This window comes from Brevibacterium sp. XM4083 (genome assembly GCF_006489205.2).
GTDB lineage: Bacteria > Actinomycetota > Actinomycetes > Actinomycetales > Brevibacteriaceae > Brevibacterium.
The window spans coordinates 572205-592494 of record NZ_VFYR02000003.1 but is presented as its reverse complement, the minus strand read 5'-3'; the positions used below and the strand labels follow the sequence as shown (position 1 = coordinate 592494).

16 protein-coding genes and 2 tRNA genes are annotated in these 20290 nt (G+C 66.6%); 12 read left to right on the top strand and 6 right to left on the bottom strand.

Translation table 11 applies throughout. From position 1 onward, the window contains the following. Positions 1 to 6: 6 nt before the first annotated feature. From yidC to rpmH, 4 genes are all read right to left on the bottom strand, one after another. Positions 7 to 963: a membrane protein insertase YidC gene (gene yidC / locus FJ887_RS11975; RefSeq protein WP_140955425.1), complete on the bottom strand. Its 957-nt coding sequence runs from the start codon at positions 961 to 963 to the stop codon at positions 7 to 9. Between the two features lie 106 nt (positions 964 to 1069). Then, entirely contained in the window at positions 1070 to 1441 is a 372-nt protein-coding gene (gene yidD, locus FJ887_RS11970) for a membrane protein insertion efficiency factor YidD (protein ID WP_349290521.1), read from the bottom strand. After that, complete coding sequence (gene rnpA / locus FJ887_RS11965; RefSeq protein ID WP_137825568.1) at positions 1413 to 1790, bottom strand: ribonuclease P protein component; 378 nt, start codon at positions 1788 to 1790, stop codon at positions 1413 to 1415. The genes yidD and rnpA overlap by 29 nt, the downstream gene beginning before the upstream one ends. 3 nt (positions 1791 to 1793) lie before the next feature. After that, a complete protein-coding gene (gene rpmH, locus FJ887_RS11960; protein WP_009376895.1) occupies positions 1794 to 1931 on the bottom strand; it encodes a 50S ribosomal protein L34 in 138 nt (45 codons plus the stop codon). 405 nt (positions 1932 to 2336) lie between these two features. On the opposite strand from rpmH, the gene dnaA reads away from it, so the two are divergent. From dnaA to FJ887_RS11915, 9 genes are all read left to right on the top strand, one after another. Further along, a complete protein-coding gene (gene dnaA, locus FJ887_RS11955) occupies positions 2337 to 3980 on the top strand; it encodes a chromosomal replication initiator protein DnaA (RefSeq protein WP_140955424.1) in 1644 nt (547 codons plus the stop codon). Positions 3981 to 4507: 527 nt separating this feature from the next. After that, a complete protein-coding gene (dnaN, locus tag FJ887_RS11950) occupies positions 4508 to 5647 on the top strand; it encodes a DNA polymerase III subunit beta (protein ID WP_171006973.1) in 1140 nt (379 codons plus the stop codon). Next, positions 5648 to 6802, top strand: coding sequence for a DNA replication/repair protein RecF (gene recF, locus FJ887_RS11945; protein WP_137824623.1), 1155 nt, complete (start codon positions 5648 to 5650; stop codon positions 6800 to 6802). Then, a complete protein-coding gene (locus FJ887_RS11940; RefSeq protein WP_137824622.1) occupies positions 6799 to 7311 on the top strand; it encodes a DciA family protein in 513 nt (170 codons plus the stop codon). The genes recF and FJ887_RS11940 overlap by 4 nt, the downstream gene beginning before the upstream one ends. Positions 7312 to 7501: 190 nt before the next feature. Beyond that, positions 7502 to 9499 carry a DNA topoisomerase (ATP-hydrolyzing) subunit B gene (gene gyrB, locus FJ887_RS11935; RefSeq protein WP_137824621.1) on the top strand — a complete coding sequence of 666 codons (1998 nt, stop codon included), beginning with the start codon at positions 7502 to 7504 and terminating at the stop codon, positions 9497 to 9499. A 178-nt stretch (positions 9500 to 9677) separates the two neighbouring features. Next, entirely contained in the window at positions 9678 to 12329 is a 2652-nt protein-coding gene (gene gyrA, locus FJ887_RS11930) for a DNA gyrase subunit A (protein WP_140955423.1), read from the top strand. After that, a complete protein-coding gene (locus FJ887_RS18555) occupies positions 12326 to 13204 on the top strand; it encodes a DUF3566 domain-containing protein (protein WP_250786228.1) in 879 nt (292 codons plus the stop codon). Before gyrA ends, FJ887_RS18555 begins: the two co-directional genes overlap by 4 nt. Positions 13205 to 13325: 121 nt before the next feature. After that, positions 13326 to 13399 (top strand) — tRNA-Ile (locus FJ887_RS11920). 151 nt (positions 13400 to 13550) lie between these two features. Further along, positions 13551 to 13623, top strand: a tRNA-Ala gene (locus FJ887_RS11915). 96 nt (positions 13624 to 13719) lie between these two features. Here FJ887_RS11915 and FJ887_RS11910 read toward each other — a convergent pair. Further along, positions 13720 to 14730 (bottom strand): Atu2307/SP_0267 family LLM class monooxygenase, encoded by a 1011-nt coding sequence (locus FJ887_RS11910; RefSeq protein ID WP_250786227.1) that lies wholly within the window; start codon positions 14728 to 14730, stop codon positions 13720 to 13722. A gap of 411 nt (positions 14731 to 15141) precedes the next feature. Here FJ887_RS11910 and FJ887_RS11905 point away from each other — a divergent pair, with 411 nt between their 5' ends. From FJ887_RS11905 to FJ887_RS11895, 3 genes are all read left to right on the top strand, one after another. Continuing rightward, positions 15142 to 16581: a DHA2 family efflux MFS transporter permease subunit gene (locus FJ887_RS11905; RefSeq protein WP_250786238.1), complete on the top strand. Its 1440-nt coding sequence runs from the start codon at positions 15142 to 15144 to the stop codon at positions 16579 to 16581. Positions 16582 to 16951: 370 nt separating this feature from the next. After that, positions 16952 to 18229, top strand: a complete 1278-nt coding sequence (locus FJ887_RS11900) for a calcium:cation antiporter family protein (RefSeq protein ID WP_219993830.1) — start codon at positions 16952 to 16954, stop codon at positions 18227 to 18229. Between the two features lie 25 nt (positions 18230 to 18254). Continuing rightward, a complete protein-coding gene (locus tag FJ887_RS11895; RefSeq protein ID WP_212743280.1) occupies positions 18255 to 18920 on the top strand; it encodes a metal-dependent transcriptional regulator in 666 nt (221 codons plus the stop codon). Positions 18921 to 18927: 7 nt separating this feature from the next. Here the strand turns inward: FJ887_RS11895 and FJ887_RS11890 are convergent, their stop codons facing one another. Then, positions 18928 to 20151 carry an MFS transporter gene (locus FJ887_RS11890; RefSeq protein WP_250786226.1) on the bottom strand — a complete coding sequence of 408 codons (1224 nt, stop codon included), beginning with the start codon at positions 20149 to 20151 and terminating at the stop codon, positions 18928 to 18930. Positions 20152 to 20290 lie beyond the last annotated feature (139 nt).

The window sequence follows — 20290 nt, the reverse complement described above, 5'->3', positions numbered from 1 at the left end:
CCTACCTCAGCGCTTCTTGTTCTTCTTGCGGTTCTTGCTCACAGGCTGCTGACGCTGCCCGGACGACTTCGGAGCCTCCTCGGCGGGGACAGCGGCGCCTTTGACCTCTGCCTGCGGAACGGTCTTGCCCTTGCGCGCCTTGCGCTCGAGCATCTCCTTCTCCGCCTTCGACCCCGGCGCGGGCATGTTCCTGATGACCATGTGCTGCTGGACCATCGTCCACGTGTTCGACACGAGCCAGTAGAAGAGCACACCGAGCGGGAAGTAGATGCCGCCGACGCCGAAGACGACCGGCATGATGTAGAGGAGCATCTTCTGCGACTGCATCATCGGGTTGGCCATCGCGGCCTCCGACATGTTCTTCGCCATCATCTGCTTCTGCGTGATGAACATCGTCGCAGCCATGATGATGATGAGGACCGCGGTGAGCACCTTGACGGTGATGCCCGGATCCATGAACGTCGCCGAGAGCGAGACGCCGAAGACCGAGGACTCCTCGGCCTGCTGCGCGAGCTCCTGGGTGAGACCGCCGATCGCGTCGATGCGGCCTTCAGCCACGCCCTGCATGTTGTGGATGACGCGGAAGAGCGAGAAGAAGATCGGCATCTGCACGAGCAGCGGCAGACATGACGCCCACGGGCTCGTCTTGTTGTCGCGGAAGAGGCTCATCTGCTCTTCGGCCATGGCCTGGCGGGAGTACTGGTCCTTCTTGCCCTTGTACTTCGCCTGCAGCCGCTGGATCTCGGGCTGGAGGAGCTGCATCTTGCGCTGAGCGCGGATCTGGTAGACGAAGAGCGGGATGAGGAGCGCACGGATGACGACGGTGAGGCCGGCGATCGAGAGGACCCACGTCCAGCCGTTCGCGGCGGGGAGTCCGAGTGCGGTGAAGATGTCGTGGAAGATCGCGAGGATCCATGCCACTACCCACTGCAGGGGGTAGAGCAAGCTGTCGATCCAGTCCATTCAGTTCTCCTCGTTACAACGACTCGTGCGCGTCGTTCATTGTGCCATTGTTGTCAGTCGGTCGCGACATGGGCGCGGACCGGTGCGTCCCGCGCGGGACGGGCGATCACGAGCGCTCCTGCCCGTGTCCGGAGCCCGTGGTTCTCATCGCCGCGGACCGGGCTTCGCGGGCGGAGCCGGGAACGTGATCGACCCCGCCGTGGGAGAACGGATTGCACCGCAGTATCCGCCATCCAGTTAACACCATTCCCTTGAGAACTCCGTGTATCTCGAAGGCCTCGAGCCCGTACATCGAGCAGCTCGGATAGTACCGGCAGACTTGTCCGTAGAGCGGGGAGACGACGACCCGATACGCCCGGATGAACCAGACGAAGGGCATCCGCGGCGCGATGCGCAGGAACCACCACACCCCCGGCCAGAATCCGGCCGGGCGGCGCGGCACCTCCGACTCATGTCTGAGGTCGTGTTCGGCGTCCACGATTCTGCTGCTTCTTCCGGGCCTTCTCGATGAGCTCGCCCACTTCGGTCTCGAGGTCGGCGAAGGCCGCCTCGGTGGCATTGGGCAGTGCTCGGATGACGAACAGGCTGCCGGTCTCCATCTCCGCCAGCCTCGGGTGCATGATCTCCCGCAGCCGGCGCTTCACCTTGTTGCGCTTGACCGCGTTGCCGACGGCCTTGGATACGATGAAACCCACGCGCGGGGCGTGGGAATCATCTGCCTCTGACAGGCTGTGCGCCATGAGGTGGTCCGAGCGCACCCGAACGCCGGCTCTGAAGACTCGTCTGAAGTCCTCGCCGCGCCGGAGCCGGTGCGCATCCGGGATCAAAGGTCAGGCCGAGACTTCGGAACGTCCCTTGCGACGACGCGAAGCCAGGATGGCGCGACCGGCACGGGTCCGCATGCGCAGGCGGAAGCCGTGCTTCTTGGCACGCTTGCGGTTGTTCGGCTGGAAAGTACGCTTGCTCACTTGAGGTCTCCGATTTCTGGGTTGCGGGTGAACGCCTGACGCGTTCTCACAAAAAACGGCGGTGCGAGTCTCGACCGCCGAGCACTCCTGTGCATAAGAGCTAGAACAGAATCGGATGCAGCCCGGTACACAGGACACTCCATCTTAGCCAAGGCCGGAGAGACCGGTCAAACCGGCCGATCATGTTTCACGTCACCGTTTCAGCCCGTTCACTCACGTTCATCTCCGCGTCGACTGCCGTCTTCCACAAGTCACAATCATGTAGTTTTCCACACGCTTATCCACCCGTGTGGAGGATTGCCCGGCCGACTCGTCAGTCCTCCACAAACTGTGGAAAACTGTGTGGAAGTCATGCACAGGTGTGGACTGTGGGACGACCGCGAACGACAACAGAGAGGATCGACGGTGTCGAATTCCAAGAACGAGCTCATCAGCCAATGGCGAACGGTGGTCTCCAATCTGGATGAGGACGCCGACCTCACGAAGCATCAGAAGAGCTTCCTCTACCTCGCGCTGCCCAAGGCGATCGTCGACAACGCCCTCGTCCTCCTCGCCGTCCGCGACGAGCATTCCCGGCGCACCATCGAGACCCGCCTGCGTGAACCTCTGACCAGGGAGTTCTCTCGGGTCATCGGCTTCGACGTGACCTTCGGGTTCGTCGTCGATCCCGAACTCGACGTCCCCATCCGCTTCGACGAGCTCATCGACGAGACCGACCACACCACCGCCGCGCCGACCACCGCCACGACGCCGGCAGGCCACGGATCGACGACCGCCTCGGCGCCGACTGGTCAGACCGCCTCGGCGCCGGCCCCGACTCATGAGCACCCTGCCCCGGCACCTGTGGAGACTCCGGTGGCTGCGCCCGCCCCGACCCCGGTGGACCGACCTGAGACGGTTGTCCCCCGACCCGAGGCGGCACCGGGTGAGACGGGGATCCGGGAAGCGGAGATCGCCGAGGCGACCGCTGCCCCGACCCCGCCCGTCGACGTTCCCGGGGTCTCCCAGCTCAACCCGAAGTACACGTTCGACACCTTCGTCATCGGCGCCTCGAACCGCTTCGCCCATGCCGCCGCCTTCGCCGTCGCCGAGGCACCGGCGAAGGCGTACAACCCGCTCTTCATCTACGGGGACTCCGGACTCGGCAAAACCCACCTCCTCCACGCGATCGGGTTCTACGCGACACAGCTCTTCCCCGAGATCCGCGTCAAGTACGTCTCGAGTGAGGAGTTCGTCAACGACTTCATCAACACGATCGGCTCGTCACGGACGTCGAACGCGCTCCGTCCCGCCTTCCAGCGGCGGTACCGCGAGGTCGACATCCTCATGATCGACGACATCCAGTTCCTCCAGGGCAAGGACGCCACCGTCGAGGAGTTCTTCCACACCTTCAACGCCCTGCACAACGAGGCCAAGCAGGTCGTCATCACCTCCGACCAGCCGCCGAAGATGCTCAAGGGCTTCGAGGAGCGGCTGCGCTCGCGCTTCGAATGGGGCCTGCTCACCGACGTCCAGCCCCCGGACATGGAGACCCGCTTCGCGATTCTGCGCCGCAAGGCCGCAGGCGAGCAGCTCGACGTCCCCGACGAGGTGCTCGAGTACATCGCCTCCCGGGTCTCGTCGAACATCCGCGAACTCGAGGGCGCCCTCATCCGGGTCACCGCCTTCGCCAACCTCAACGATCAGCAGGTCGACGTCTCCCTGGCCGAAACGGTGCTCAAGGACTTCATCACCCAGGACGACACCCCGGCGATCACCGCAGCCGACATCATGGGCCAGACTGCCGCCTACTTCAGCCTCACCCTCGACGACCTCTGCGGCACCTCGCGCTCCCGGACGCTGACGACGGCACGGCAGATCGCGATGTACCTGTGCCGGGAGCTCACGGATCTGTCGCTGCCGAAGATCGGCCAGGCCTTCGGCGGCCGCGACCACACGACGGTCATGCATGCGAACAAGAAGATTCGAACGCAGATGGCCGAGCGACGGGCCGTCTACACCCAGGTCACCGAACTCACAAACCGCATCAAACAACAGCACCGCCTATAGAAGACGCTATGCACACCTGTGGATAAGTCTGGGGACAATCCGATCACAATGGGGATAACCCTGGGGACGGAGGCCGTGGAGCACGTGGACCGCTGTGAACTACACGTCTGTGCTTACCCAGGCCTCCCCGTCCGGTCGTCCTGCGGTGCACAGGCGATCCACACCCTCACCGAGGCGGCGATCCCCTGATCTCCGGCACCTGCCCGACCGTCATCCACAGATTCCACAGGTGCTGATACTTCTGCTGTATCAACTCAAGGGGATAGGACGGCGGACGCCATCGACTGCGCTCGGCGGACGGCTCGGCTACCGTGCGGTCACTCCGGAGGCTGAGGACTATTCGAACATCGCCTTGAAGACGATTCTCGGATCCGAGATCCACGGGCCCGACCGCCACCTCGGCGTTCGTCCGGGCAGCCGTGACGACCACGCTCGGGTATCGGATCATCGGTTAGGCTGTGTACAGTTTTCCGAGCACCGTCAAGCCACAGTCGCGAGCACATCGGGTGATTTCCCGAAGGAGTGAAGTGAACGCCGAAGCAACCCCTCTGAAGTTCAAAGTCAATCGTGACGTCCTCGCCGACGCCGTGACCTGGGCGACCAAGACCCTCCCCAATCGGCCCTCCGCTCCCGTCCTCACCGGCATCCTCATCACCGCCGAGACCGGCGGCACGGTGCGCCTGGCCGTCTTCGACTACGAAGTGTCCTCCCGGGTCGAGATCTCCGCCGACGTCGTCTCCCCGGGCACCGTGCTCGTCTCCGGTCGCCTCCTCGCCGACATCTCCAAGGCGCTGCCCAACCAGGAGGTCACCCTCGAACAGGTCGGGTCGAAGGTCGACGTCACGTGCGGTTCCTCGCGCTTCTCGCTGATGACGATGCCCGTGGCCGAATACCCGTCGCTGCCGCAGGTCCCCGACGATTCGGGAACCGTCTCCGCCGGCGAGTTCCAGAACGCCGTCTCGCAGGTCACGATCGCCACGTCGAAGGACGACACCCTCCCGATCCTCACCAGCGTCCGCGTCGAGATCGAGGGTGAGAAGGTCACCCTGCTGGCCACCGACCGCTACCGCCTCGCCGTCCGCGAATTCACGTGGAACCCGGGTCGCCCCGACGTCTCAGCCGTCGCGCTGCTGCGCGGTCGCACGCTCTCCGATGTCTCGAAGTCCCTCGGCGGGGACGTCACGATCGGCCTGAGCACGGACGCCGGCAAGGACCTCATCTCGTTCACCTCGGCGGGACGGGTGACGACCTCGCTGCTCGTCGAGGGCGAGTACCCGAAGGTCCGCTCGCTCTTCCCCGACTCGGTGCCGATCCACGCGATCGTCGAGACCGCGGTGCTGCGCGAAGCCGTGCGTCGCGTCTCCCTCGTCGCCGAGCGCAACACTCCGCTGCGCTTCGAGGTCAGCGACGGCATGCTCACCCTCCACGCCGGCACCGGTGACGACGCGCAGGCCTCCGAGGCCGTCGAAGCCGTGCTCCAGGGCGAGCCGATCACCGTCGGCTTCAATCCGCACTACATCGCCGAGGGGCTCGCGGCGATCGAGAGCCCCTACGTCAACTTCTCCTTCACCCAGCCGATGAAGCCCGTCATCATCTCCGGGCAGAAGGACCTCGACTCCTCGGCCGATGAGTCGTATCGCTACCTGCTCATGCCCACGCGCATCTGAATGTGGATATCCCGACTCTCGCTGCGCAACTACCGGTCATATCCTGAGCTCGACCTCGAGTTCGGGCCCGGAGTCACCACCTTCGTCGCCGACAACGGCACCGGCAAGACGAACATCGTCGAGGCGATCGGGTATCTCGCGCATCTGCGCTCCCACCGGGTGGCGTTCGATGCCCCACTGGTCAACGAAGAGGCGAGTTCGGCGACCGTCTCCGCTCTCGTCAACCGCGGGGCGCGGCATGCCGCCGTCGAAGTCTCCATCCAGGCCAAAGGCGCCAACCGCGCGCGGGTCAACCGCTCGCCGGTGAAGATCAGGGAGATCCTCGGACTCGTCTCCGCCGTCGTCTTCGCACCCGAGGACCTCGCCCTCGTGCGCGGCGAACCGGCCGAGCGCCGGTCGTGGATCGACACCCTCGTCGTCGCCCGCAATCCGCGCTTCGCCTCGGTGATCACGGACTTCGAGCGCGCCCTCAAACAGCGCAACGCCCTCCTCAAACGCCTCCGCGAGGACCGCGATCCCGGGCTCGAGGCGACCCTCGACATCTGGAACATGGCCTACGCCGAGGCGGCCGCCGAACTCGTCTTCGGCCGGCAGCGGGTGCTCGCCGACATCGTCGACCCGCTCAAGGAGAACTTCGCCTACATCGCCGCCGATGCCCGTCTCGAACGGCAGGGGGTGAGCGCACGCTACGACTCGCGCATCGACTACTCGCAGACCACCTCGGCGAGTGAGGCCCGCGAACTCCTCCTCGGTGCCCTCGAGAGGCGCCGGACGACGGAGATCGACCGCGGGCTGACCCTCCACGGGCCCGGACGCGACGACCTCTCCCTGATGATCGGCTCGCATCCGGCGAAGGGGTACGCCTCCCACGGTGAGACGTGGTCGCTCGCGCTGGCGATGCAGCTCGCCGGCTGGGATCTCCTCAGCGCGGATGCGGGATCGACCGCCGAGCAGCCGATCCTCGTCCTCGACGACGTCTTCGCCGAACTCGACACCGGGCGGCGCAACCGGCTGGCCGCGCGGATCACCGCCGCCGAGCAGGTCCTCGTCACCGCCGCCGTCGACGCCGACCTGCCCGCGGGCCTCGACGGCGCGCGGATCGACCAGTCGACGCTGCTCGGGACCGACGGCACGGATGAGGGGCCCGCCTCATGAGCGGCATCAGCCGCGACGAGGCGACCCCGGTCGCCGCTCTTGAAGCCCTCGACCGGGTGCGGCGGATGGAGGCGACCGAGGCGAGATTCGTCCGCAGCCGCCGTCGCTCGCGCGTCCGCGCGGAGGTCACCTACACCTCGGCGGGCAAGGACCGTCGCGATCCCACGGCGATCTCCTCGGTCCTCGGCGGACTCATCAGCTCCCGCGGCTGGTCGTCGTCGATCGACATCGGCAAGGTGCTCGGGCGCTGGCCCGACCTCGTCGGCGAACAGGTCGCCCGCCACTGCACCCCCGTCGACTTCTCTCCGCCGCTGCTCGTCATCGCCGCGGACTCGACGACGTGGGCCACCCAGCTGCGGGTGCTGCGTCCGACGATCCTCCGGGCCCTCGAGGCGGGACTCGGATCCTCGACGATCACCGAACTCGAGATCCGCGGTCCGGCCGGACGGACATTCAAGAAGGGCCGCCGCAGCGTGCGCGGCCGCGGTCCGCGCGACACCTTCGGATAGAGGGAAATCGGCGAAGTCGGCAGAATCAGCAGAAGGCCTGTAGCGGCGATAACCGGACCCGTCTGCGTCCGGGGGTACGTCTGCCGGGTCGAAAATCCCGATATGGACGTTTCTGTGCCGCTTGCGGGCATTTGTCAGCTGCGCCCGGTAGAATAATGAGCTGATAACGTCCATTTGTACGAGGAGTCACATGACGACCGAGGAACAGCCCCATTACGACGCCGGGGACATCACGGTACTTGAAGGTCTCGAAGCGGTCCGCAAACGCCCTGGCATGTACATCGGGTCGACCTCGGAGCGCGGACTCCACCACCTCGTGCAGGAGATCGTCGACAACTCCGTCGACGAGGCGATGGCCGGGTACGCCGACGACATCGACGTGACGATCCTCGCCGACGGCGGCGTCCGCGTGGCCGACAACGGCCGCGGAATGCCGGTGGCGATGCACCCGACCGAGCACAAGCCCACCGTCGAGGTCATCCTCACGATCCTCCACGCCGGCGGCAAGTTCGGCGGCGGCGGCTACGCGGTCGCCGGCGGCCTCCACGGCGTCGGGTCGACCGTCGTCAACGCCCTGTCCGAGCGCCTCGACGTCGAGGTCCTCCGCGACGGCTACCACTGGACGATGGACTTCCGCCGCGGCGTGCCCACCGGCGAGCTGCAGCGCGGGGAACCGACGGACAAGACCGGCACGATCGTCACCTTCTGGCCCGATGCCGAGATCTTCGAGACCACCGACTTCTCGTACGAGTACCTGCGCGCCAGGTTCCAGCAGATGGCCTTCCTCAACAAGGGCCTGAAGATCAGGCTCATCGACGAACGCCACGCCCAGGTCGACGACGACAACGTCCAGATCGACGAGGACGAGGAGACCGACGCGAAACCGCGCGAGGTCACCTACCAGTACGATCACGGTCTGCTCGACTACGTCGAATACCTCAACTCGGCGAAGAAGGTCGACCTCATCAACCCCGACATCATCGTCTTCGAAGCCGAGGAGGCCGCGGAGACGCTCTCCCTGGAGATCGCGATGCAGTGGACGACGGCCTTCAGCGAGTCCGTCCACACCTACGCCAACGTCATCAACACGCACGAGGGCGGCACCCACGAGGAGGGCTTCCGCACCGCGCTGACCTCGCTCATCAACGGCTACGCGCGCGAGCAGAAGCTGCTGCGGGAGAAGGACCCCAACCTCACCGGCGACGACATCCGCGAAGGCCTCACCGCCGTGATCTCCGTCAAGGTCGGTGACCCGCAGTTCGAGGGACAGACGAAGACGAAGCTCGGCAACTCCGAGGTCAAGGGCTTCGTCCAGCGCGTCGTCCGCGACGAGCTCGGACACTGGCTCGAGTCGAACCCCGCCCAGGCCAAGGACGTCGTGCGCAAGGCGCTGCAGGCCTCGCAGGCCCGGCTGGCGGCCCGCAAGGCCCGTGAGGCGACCCGCCGCAAGGGCCTCCTCGAGTCCTCGGGCATGCCCGGCAAGCTCAAGGACTGCCAGTCGAAGGACCCGAACATCTCCGAGGTCTTCATCGTCGAGGGCGACTCCGCCGGTGGTTCCGCTGTGCAGGGACGCAACCCGTTCACGCAGGCGATCCTGCCGCTGCGCGGCAAGATCCTCAACGTCGAGAAGGCCAGGCTCGACCGGGCGCTCGGCAACAACGAGGTCCAGGCGATGATCACCGCCTTCGGCACCGGCATCGGCGAGGAGTTCGACCTCGACAAGCTCCGGTACCACAAGATCATCCTGATGGCCGACGCCGACGTCGACGGCCAGCACATCACGACACTGCTGCTCACCCTGATCTTCCGGTACATGAAGCCGCTCATCGAACACGGCTACGTCTACCTCGCGATGCCGCCGCTCTACAAGATCAAGTGGTCGAACGCGCCCTACCAGTTCGCCTACACGGACAAGGAGCGCGACGCGCTGCTGGCCACCGGCAAGGCCGAGGGCAAGCGCCTGCCCAAGGAACAGGCGATCCAGCGCTACAAGGGCCTCGGCGAGATGAACTACGAAGAGCTGTGGGAGACGACGATGGATCCCGACACGCGCCTGCTCCGGCAGGTCACCCTCGACGACGGGATCGTCGCCGACGAGATCTTCACCGTCCTCATGGGCGACGACGTCGACTCACGTCGCCGCTTTATCCAGGAGAACGCGAAGGACGTCCGCTTCCTCGACATCTGAGCCGGCATGCGGATCCGGATGCCCCGCCTCGGCGCCGGATCCGCACACCTGCCGCGCACATTCCATCCGCCGCCGTTCGCCACGGATCCCGCGCCTTCACGGACGGGAGCGCCGCTCCCGCTGAGGGAGCCGGCACCGAGGCCGGAAGAACGGTCACGACACTAGGGAAGAGCCCACATTGGCTGACGATTTTGAAACCCCCACCGAGATCAACCGCGTCGAACAGGTCGATCTCAACCTCGAGATGCAGAAGTCGTACCTCGACTATGCGATGAGCGTCATCGTCGGGCGCGCGCTGCCCGACGTCAGCGACGGACTCAAGCCCGTCCACCGCCGCGTCCTCTACGCGATGTACGACGGCGGGTACCGCCCCGACCGCAACTTCTCCAAGTGCGCCCGCGTCGTCGGCGACGTCATGGGCCAGTACCACCCGCACGGCGACTCCGCGATCTACGACGCCCTCGTCCGCCTCGTCCAGCCGTGGACGATGCGCTACCCGCTCATCGCCGGGCAGGGCAACTTCGGCTCACCCGGTGACGACGGGGCCGCAGCCCCCCGGTACACGGAGTGCAAGCTCGCCCCGCTGGCCATGGAGATGGTCCGCGACATCGACGAGGACACCGTCGACTTCCAGCCGAACTACGACGGCCGCAGCCTCGAACCCGTCGTCCTGCCCTCCCGGTTCCCCAACCTGCTCGCCAACGGCTCGGCGGGCATCGCAGTGGGCATGGCGACGAACATCCCGCCGCACAACCTCCGCGAACTCGCCGCCGGCGCCCAGTGGCTCCTCTCCCACCCCGAGGCGACGAAGGAGGAGGCCCTCGAAGCCCTCCTCGGCATCGTCAAGGGCCCCGACTTCCCGCTCGGTGCGACGATCCTCGGCCACAAGGGCATCGAGGACGCCTACCGCACCGGCCGCGGATCGATCACCCAGCGCGCCGTCGTCGAGGTCGAGGAGATCCAGGGCCGCACGTGCCTCGTCGTCACCGAGCTGCCCTACATGGTCAACCCCGACACGCTCGCGGCGAAGATCGCCTCGTACGTCAAGGACGGCAAGGTCGCCGGCATCGCCGACCTCCGCGACGAATCCTCGGGCCGCACCGGCCAGCGCCTCGTCATCGTGCTCAAGCGCGACGCCGTCGCGAAGGTCGTGCTCAACAACCTCTACAAGCACACCTCGCTGCAGGAGAACTTCTCCGCGAACATGCTCGCGCTCGTCGACAACGTGCCGCGCACCCTCTCGCTCGACTCGTTCCTGCGCCTGTGGGTCAAGCACCAGATCGAGGTCATCGTCCGCCGGACGAAGTTCCGCCTGCGCAAGGCCGAGGAGCGCGCCCACATCCTGCGCGGCTACCTCAAGGCACTCGACGCCCTCGACGAGGTCATCGCCCTGATCCGCCGCTCCCCGTCCTCGGACGAGGCGCGCACCGGGCTGATGGAGCTACTCGAGGTCGACGAACTCCAGGCCAACGCCATCCTCGACCTCCAGCTGCGTCGTCTCGCGGCCCTCGAACGGCTGAAGATCCAGGAGGAGTCGGAGAAGATCGAGGCGCTCATCGCCGAGTACAACCACATCCTCGAGACCCCTGCGCGCCAGCGCGAGATCGTCTCCGAGGAGCTCGACGAGGTCGTCGACCGGTTCGGCGACGACCGTCGCACGAAGATCCTCGCCGGGTTCGACGGTGATGTGTCGATGGAGGACCTCATCCCCGAGGAGGAGGTCGTCGTGACGATCACGCGCGGCGGCTACGCCAAGCGCACCCAGTCGACCCTCTACCGCGCCCAGCACCGCGGGGGCAAGGGCATCAAGGGCGCGCAGCTGCGCGGCGACGACGTCGTCGAGCAGTTCTTCGTCACCTCGACGCACAACTGGCTCCTCTTCTTCACGAACACCGGCCGCGTCTACCGCGCGAAAGCCTATGAGATCCCTGAGGGTTCCCGGGACTCCAAGGGACAGCACGTTGCGAATCTCCTGGCACTTCAGCCCGGTGAGACGATCGCGAAGGTGCTCTCGATCCGCGACTACGACGAGGCCGAGTTCCTCGTCCTCGCGACGAAGTCCGGTGTCGTCAAGAAGACCCGCCTGAGCGAGTACGACTCGAACCGCACCGGCGGCGTCATCGCCATCAACCTGCGCGAATACAAGGGCGAGCCGGACGAACTCGTCTCCGCCCGCATCGTCGGATCCGAGGATCACCTCCTCATGATCTCCCGCAAGGGCATGTCGATCCGCTTCGCCGCCGATGACGACTCGATCCGCCCGCTCGGCCGCGTCACCGGCGGTGTCACCGGCATGAAGTTCAAGGACGACGACGAGCTGCTCACCATGGACGTCGTCCAGCCCGGCACCTACGTCTTCGTCGTCACCGAGGGCGGCTACGCCAAGCGCACCCCGGTCGACGAGTACCGCGTCCAGGGTCGCGGCGGCCTGGGAATCCGAGTTGCGAAGATCACCGAGCAGCGCGGAGACTTGGTCGGAGGCCTCATCGTCGACGAGGGAGAAGAGGTTCTCGTCGTCATGGAGCGCGGTAAGGTGGTGCGGTCGAACATCGACGAGGTTCCTGCGAAGGGACGCAACACCATGGGTGTGGTGTTCGCGAAGCCGGGCAAGAATGACCGTATCATCGCAGTAACCCGTGGACCCGAAACCGCAGTGGAAGACGAAGACGACGCCGAGGTTCCGGCACTCGAGGGCGCAGCTCCTCAGGCCGCGGCACCCGAGACCGAGGGTGCCCAGCCCGAGGGTACGGCGACCGACGGTGCCGACACCGCCGGCGCAGAACCTGAAGGTCTGGACCCCGAGACCGGCAGCGAGGATGTGGAAGAGTGAGCGACAACAAGCAGTCAGGACCCGGCAAGATCATCCGCACATCGAGCGGTTCGACCCGACTGACCGCCGGTTCCGGCAAGAGCGAGACCGGCTCGGGCTCGTCCGCGTCCGGCTCGTCCGGCTCCGCGCGTTCCGGTTCTTCGGGATTGTCGGGATCGTCGAACAGCGGCCGCGGCGGTGCTGCGCCGCGCACCGGGACGTCGGCGAAGGCGGAGAAGTCCGCCGCCCCGGCGACGGAGAAGGCCACGGTCGTCGCTCCGCCGGCCCCGAAGGCCTCACCCAAGCCCGTTCGCGCACCCTCGACGGGTTCGGCACCCACCGCCCCGGCCACCTCGGCGAGCACACAGACCGCTGACTCCCAGTCGACCGCCTCCCAGACCGCGGGCGGGACCGGCAGCGGTCCGTCCACCTCGGTGATGGGCAACGTCGCGAACACGGTGCGCGCCAGCTCCGGGGGCGTGAAGATGGGCGTGAAGAACATGGTCGACAACGGCAAGGGGAAGAAGCGGAAGGGTCCCCGGACCGTCCGCCTCACCGTCGCCGCCGTCGACCCGTGGTCGGTCATGAAGATGTCCTTCCTCATGTCCGTGGCCATCGGCATCGCGACGATCGTCGCGTTCGTCGTCCTCTGGATCGTCCTCCAGGCCACCGGCGTGATGAGCGGCCTCGAGGCGACGATGACGGAGCTCGCCGGCGCGGAGTCGGCCGAGCGGATCATCGGCATCTTCGGCTTCGGCCGGGTCGTCGCCGCGGGCTTCATCATCGCGGTCATCAACATCGTCCTCATGACCGCGCTCTCGACGCTTGCGGCCTTCGTCTACAACATCGGCTCGCTCATCGCCGGCGGCTTCCATCTGACGCTCACCGACGACTGAGCTGACCGGTCCGGCCGCACAGGATCCGCGCGCCGGCACGCTGTGAGGCGTGTCACGGCGCGCGGATTTGTGCAGGGGATGCGCCGTTCGGTATATTTTTACTTCGGGTTCACCCCGAAAAGGGCCTATAGCTCAGGCGGTTAGAGCGCTTCGCTGATAACGAAGAGGTCCCTGGTTCAAGTCCAGGTAGGCCCACTTCCTTTCGAGGAGGATCATGAAGAAGTGGATTCTCTCCGGTCTCACCCTTGTGGGGCTGGGGGTGTTCTTCCGGTGGCGGCACACGAATCAGCGTGCCCAGGCCGAATGGTCAAAGCACACCGACTCGGTGTAGGGTGATTACCCACCTGGGGGTATGGCGCAATTGGTAGCGCATCTGCTTTGCAAGCAGAGGGTTAGGGGTTCGAGTCCCCTTACCTCCACTCGAGAGCAATTGAGACAGCACTCGTTGACAAAGGCCCAGAATCCGCGGATTCTGGGCTTTCGTCGTGCTCGGGACGCGTCTGCTCCCGCCCCGGTCACCTGCCGGCGAGGATGTCCTTGACGAGTGGGACGACCGATTCCCCGTAGAGGCCGATCGACGTCTGCCGGACGGCGTGCGTGACCTCGGACTGGTCGTACTTGAGGTCGAAGCGGTTGACGCCGAGGGCCCGCACAGTCGTCGCGATCTTCTTCGCCACGGTCTCCGGGGAGCCGACGTAGAGGGAGCCGGTCTCGATCTCCGCTTCGAAGTCGCCCGGCTGCGGCGGCGGCCAGCCGCGTTCGCGGCCGATCTTCTTCCGCGACTTCAGCCAGCCGTCATAGACGAGTTCGCGGGCTGCCTCGTCGGTCTCGGCGACGAGACCCGGAGAGTGGACGGCCACGGGCCGGTGCGGCACGCCGTACTCGTCCTGCGCGCGCTTGAAGAGGTCGATGTAGGGGGCGAACCGTGCAGGTTCGCCGCCGATGATCGCGAGGAACAGATTGAACCCGTACTTCGCGGTGCGCACGACCGACTCCGGGCTGCCGCCGACCCCGACCCACGCGGGGATCGGCTTCTCGGTGGTCGGGTAGACCCGCTGGTTCGACAGCGGCGCGCGTGTCGTCCCCTGCCACGTCACCGGCTGGTCCCGCAGCAGCTCCGCCAGCAGCTCGAGCTTCTCCTCGAAGAGCACCTCGTAGTCGCTCAGGTCGTAGCCGAAGAGCGGGAACGACTCGATGAACGAGCCGCGTCCCGCGACGATCTCCGCGCGCCCGTTCGACACCGCATCGAGGGTCGCGAACCTCTCATAGACGCGCACCGGGTCATCGGAGCTGAGCACGGTGACCGTCGACCCGAGCTGGATCTTCGTCGTGCGCGCCGCAGCCGCTGAGAGCACCATCTCCGGACTCGAGACGGCGAAGTCGGGCCGGTGGTGCTCCCCGACCCCGAAGAAGTCGAGTCCCACCTCATCGGCGAGGACCACGTCGTCGACGAGGTCCCGAATCGCCTGTGCCTGCGTCACCGGAGTGCCGTCACCGGCCACCGTGACCGAACCGAAGGTGTCCACGCCGAACTCCACGCCCCCGGCTGTCGTGCCTGGGCCTGTCGTGTCTGCGCCTGCCGTGTCTGCGCCTGCCGTGTCTGTGCCTGCCGTGGCTGGGCCCGCCGTCGCATTCGTGCCGGCTGTGTCCGTCGTTTCCGCATTGTCTGTCATGATCCTGCCAACGCCGGGGCGGTGCGAAAGATTCCGTGTCAGCACCGCATGCGACGCTGGAGGCCGGGAAGGAGAACTGTGCGACAATTCTTCCTGCAGCCGGAATAAGCCCAATGACGTCGCCGTTGAGTGCTGTGTCTGCCTGAGATCCCGCCTCATCTGCGGGGACCGACCACCACGTCCGATCGGAGTCCTGACTTGTCGACCGACAAGAACACCACCCCAGCCTCAGCCTCGAACGAGGACGTCATCGATCCCGCGGGGATGCGGGTCATCTGGCTGCTTCTCGTCGCCGCCTTCGTCGCGATCCTCAACGAGACGACGATGGCGATCGCGATCCCCGAACTCAACCGCTCGCTCCACATCCCGCCGGAACTCGGCCAGTGGCTGACGAGTGCGTTCATGCTGACGATGGCCGTCGTCATCCCGACCACCGGCTTCCTCCTCCAGCGCTTCACGACGCGGCAGATCTTCCTCACCGCGATGATCCTCTTCTGTCTCGGCACGCTCATCTGCCTGCTCTCGCAGGGCTTCCCGATGCTCCTCGTCGGACGCGTCGTCCAGGCTGGCGGCACGGGCATCATGATGCCGCTGCTGATGACGACGATGATGAACGTCGTCCCGCCGCATCAGCGGGGCCGCATGATGGGACGGGTCAGCCTCGTCATCTCCCTGGCTCCGGCCATCGGCCCGACGATGTCGGGCATCGTCCTCGACTCGCTGGGCTGGCGCTGGCTCTTCGGCATCGTCCTTCCGATCGGCCTCATCGCCCTCGGTCTCGGTGCGAAGTGGATGACCAACCTCGGTGAGACCACCCATGCCCCGATCGACGCCGTCTCGATCATCCTCTCGGCGTTCGCCTTCGGCGGGATCGTCTTCGGTCTCAGCCAGTTCGGCGGCGGCGAATCCGGTGCCGGCGCCTCGGCGGGCACGGGTCTGGCCTGGGCGGCGATCGCCGGCGGCCTCGTCTTCCTCGGCCTCTTCGTGTGGCGGCAGCTCGTCCTCATCCGAGCGGACCGGGCACTGCTCGATCTGCGGGTGTTCACCTCGCGCAACTACGTCCTCTCGGTCATCATCATGGCCGTCGTCGCGCTCTCGATGTTCGGCACGCTCTCCCTCCTGCCGCTCTACCTGCAGAACGTCGTCGGCCTCGGCGCGACCCAGTCGGGCCTCGTCCTGCTGCCTGGGTCGATCCTCATGGGCCTCCTCGGCCCGGTGATGGGCCGGATCTACGACGCCAAGGGTCCGCGGACGCTGCTCATCCCCGGCACGATCCTCATCGCCTCGGCGATGTTCGCGTACTCGAACGTCGGCATCGGCACGCCGGTGTGGGTGCTCGTCCTCATCCAGATCGGGATGTCCCTCGGCCTCGCCGGATCGTTCACCCCGCTCTTCTCGGCATCACTGGGATCCCTCGACCGGCACCTGTACTCACACGGCTCGGCAGCGCTCAACACGCTGCAGCAGGTGGCCGGTGCGGCAGGCACCGCACTGCTCATCTCGATCTACTCCTCGGCGCTGCACACCGGTCAGGCCGCGGGTGAGAGCGTCGCCGAAGCCGGTGCCCCCGGTGCCCACAACGCATTCCTGCTCGCCTCGATCATCGGGCTCGTCCCCGTCGTCCTCGCGTTCTTCATCCAGAAGCCCGAGGACCAGCGGGAGGTCACCCGCGACGAAGCTCCGCTCGTCGACGACAACTCGTAAGCAGGCAGCCGTCGTCGCGACCGTCCCCGCATCGGTGATCTGAGCCACATAAGCACCGGCGACAGCCCTCGCCTGCCCCGCGAACTCGGGGCAGACGAGGGCTGCGGCAATTGTGTGGGATGCCCAAGTCTCAGGTGTGCGTAGACACACCGAACCCGCGTGGACGAGCCTGGAGGGCGAAGGGGAGTAGTTCCTCGCCGGAGACCACCGGCTTGAGCCCTGTCGACACACTGGCGGTCACGAGGACCGCCCGGCGCGGCACCTCGCAGGGACCTCATCGACTCAGGTGAGGCACGTGAGGCGAACGAGACCTTCGGCCGCTTGTCGCGTCCGAGGTCCTGCCCGGCTGCGGCACGTTGAAGGAGTCCACGTGCCCCCTGCACTCATCCGCCGCATCATCCTCTGCCTGCTCGTCGCGGCTCCCGCTGTCGTCGTGCGCGTCGCCGGCATCGAGATCGCCCCGGTCGTCGAGCTCGTCCTCTTCGGCGCCGCGATCGTCGCCGCCGCGTTCCTCCTCGCCTGGGCCGCCGAGGCCGCGCAGAAGGACATCGCCGGGGCGCTGGCGATCGCTCTCCTCGCTCTCATCGCCGTCCTCCCCGAATACGCCGTCGACCTCTACTACGCGTACCGGTCGGGCTCGGACCCGCAGTACCTCCACTTCGCGGCCGCGAACATGACCGGGTCGAACCGTCTGCTCCTCGGCTTCGGCTGGCCGCTCGTCGTCATCATCGCCCTCCTCGTCGCCTACCGCGTCTCGAAGCGCACCGGCGGCCCGGTCAACCGTGCCCTGCAGCTGAGCGGTGAGAGCCGGATGGACATCGGCTTCCTCGTCATCCTCGCCCTCATCGCGTTCATCATCCCGCTCATCGGCAGCATCCCGCTGTGGTTCGGCATCGGCCTCATCGTCATCTTCGGCCTCTACCTGTGGCGGGCCGGTCAGGGTGCCGACAACAGCGACGAGGAGTTCGTCGGCGCCGCAGCCCTCATCGTCTCGATGCCGACGCGGGCCCGCCGGATCACCGTCGTGGCGATGTTCATCGTCTCCGCGGCGATCATCCTCACCTCGGCTGAGCCCTTCGCCGAGGCGCTCGTGGCCTCGGGATCGACGCTCGGCATCGACTCCTACTTCCTCGTCCAGTGGCTCGCCCCGCTGGCCTCGGAGTCACCCGAGTTCATCATCGCCGCGATGTTCGCCCTCCGCGGGCTCGGCGGTGCGGCGATCGCCACGCTCATCGCCTCGAAGGTCAACCAGTGGAGCCTGCTCGTCGGCTCACTGCCCGTCGCCCATTTCCTCGGCGGCGGCGACACGATGCTGCCGCTCGACGCCCGGCAGGTCGAGGAGTTCACGCTCACGGCCACGCAGACCATCCTCGGCGTCGCGATCATCCTGGCCCTGCGCTTCCACTGGATTCCCGCGGTCGGACTCGCCGCGCTCTTCGGGGTCCAGTTCTTCGTCACCGACACGACCGGACGCTACGTGCTCTCGGCGATCCAGGTCGTCCTCGCGTTCATCTTCCTCATCATCCATCGCAGGGACATCATCCCGACCCTTGCCGCCCCGTTCCGCCGCACGACGCAGCTGACGGGCGCCTCGGCGGAGAGGACGGACCCCGCCGAGGCGGGCGCGACGACGGGACCGCGCGCGTAGGAACCTCATGCATAGAATGGTCAACGTGCCACGTCCCGCAGTCACCCGCATGGTCGAGGACTACGTCACCCTCATCTGGAAGGCCTACGAATGGCCGGGAGGCCGTCCCTCCACGACGGATCTCGCCGAACAGCTGGGAGTGACCGCCTCGACGGTTTCGGCGAACCTCAAGAAGCTCGCGAAGGACGGCTACCTCGACTACGAGCCCTACGGAGCGATCGCGCTCACCCCTGCCGGGCAGGAGATCGCCGTCGAGATCGTCCGTCGGCACCGGATCGTCGAGACCTACCTCGTCGAGAAGCTCGGGCTGAGCTGGGACCAGGTCCACGACGAAGCCGACCGGCTCGAGCATGCAGTCTCCGACCTCGTGCTCGAGCGGATGGATGCCGTCCTCGGCGGTCCCACCCGGGACCCGCACGGCGATCCGATCCCCGATGCCGACGGTCACACCGCGGCCGCACCGAATCTCTCGCTCGCCGAGGTGACCGTCGGTCGCGATGTCACCGTCGTTCGCGTCTCCGATCGCTCCCCCGAGCTGCTGCGCTACCTGAAGGACCGCGGCATCGTGCTCGGCACGGTTCTCCAGGTGACAGCCGTCAACCCGGCCGCCTCGGCGATCGGGGTGAGCATCGACGGCGTGTCCGTCGAACTCGCCCTCAGCGCCGCCGAGGCGATCCGGGTGGGATGGTGAGGAGGCCTCAGCCCGCGGTCGCCGGAGTCTCAGCGGTCTCCGGAGTCTTCTCGTCACGGGTGGTCGGGCCGCCTCGGCGCAGCTCTCCGCCGCGGGAGAGCCCGACGATGACGAAGACGACGAGGCCGGCCAGGGTGACGAGCGCGCCGGCCCAGAGCGGGGAGGCGTAGCCGAGGCCCGCGGCGATCGTCAGCCCGCCGACCCAGGCACCGAAGGCATTGCCGACGTTGAACGCGGCGATGTTCGCACCCGATCCGAGGGTCTGCGCCGTCCCCGAGTGGTTCATGATGCGCATCTGCAACGGCGGCACAGTGGCGAAGCCGAAGCCGCCCATCAGGAAGAGCGCGATGATCGCCGCCGGCTGCGAGCCTGCGACCTGCGAGAACACGGCGAGGATGACGACGAGACCGATGAGCAGGGTGAGCAGAGTGGCACCGAGGTTGCGATCGGCGGCGCGCCCGCCGAGGAAGTTGCCGATGAAGAGTCCGACGCCGAAGAGGACGAGGAGCCACGGCACGGTCGAGGCGGCGAACCCGGAGACGCCGGTGAGGGTGAACGCCATGTAGGTGAAGGCGCCGAACATGCCGCCGTAGCCGAGGACGGTGAGCAGGATCGAGGCCCACACCTGCGGTGTGCGGAAGATCCGGAACTCGCCGAGGATGCTGCCGGTCCCGGTCGCGCGCCCGGCGTCCTTGGGGATGAGGGTGACGATGCCGATGAGGGCGATGATGCCGATGATCGCGATCGCCCAGAAGGTCGAGCGCCAGCCGGCGGCCTGGCCGAGGAACGTGCCGAGGGGAACACCGAGGACGTTGGCGCTGGTCAGGCCCGCGAACATCATCGAGATGGCAGCGGCCTGCCGATTCGGGGCGACGAGTCCCGCGGCGACGACCGAGCCGATGCCGAAGAACGCGCCATGGCAGAGCGCGGCGACGATGCGCCCGATCATCATCATCTCGTAGGTCGGGGCGAGCGCGGAGAGCGCATTGCCGATGATGAAGAGGACCATGAGGCCGATGAGTGCGGTCTTGCGGTTGACCCTGGTCAGGGCGACGGTGATGAGGATGGCGCCGATCGCGACGGCGAGGGCGTAGCCGGAGATGAGGTAGCCGGCGACGGTCTCCGTGACGGCGAAGTCGGCGGCGACCTCGGGCAGCAGGCCCATGATGACGAACTCCGTGAGTCCGATTCCGAACCCGCCGATGGCGAGTGCGAGGAGCGCGAGTGGCATGAGGTGTCCTTTCGGAACGATGATCTTTGTGGTGCTCGTGCAATATGCGGCGTGTGCAGTAGTTGCAGACGCATCGACATAGATATTTGCACACGCGCTCTATCGGCGCAAGTGGTGTATTATGGGAAGACCGAGATTG

Bases quoted from the DNA above. Each gene is read 5' to 3' on its own strand.
- yidC (WP_140955425.1), bottom strand. From the start codon at position 963: ATGGACTGGATCGACAGCTTGCTCTACCCCCTGCAGTGGGTAGTGGCA.
- recF (WP_137824623.1), top strand. From the start codon at position 5,648: ATGTGGATATCCCGACTCTCGCTGCGCAACTACCGGTCATATCCTGAG.
- FJ887_RS11940 (WP_137824622.1), top strand. From the start codon at position 6,799: ATGAGCGGCATCAGCCGCGACGAGGCGACCCCGGTCGCCGCTCTTGAA.
- gyrB (WP_137824621.1), top strand. From the start codon at position 7,502: ATGACGACCGAGGAACAGCCCCATTACGACGCCGGGGACATCACGGTA.
- FJ887_RS11905 (WP_250786238.1), top strand. From the start codon at position 15,142: ATGCGGGTCATCTGGCTGCTTCTCGTCGCCGCCTTCGTCGCGATCCTC.
- FJ887_RS11890 (WP_250786226.1), bottom strand. From the start codon at position 20,151: ATGCCACTCGCGCTCCTCGCACTCGCCATCGGCGGGTTCGGAATCGGA.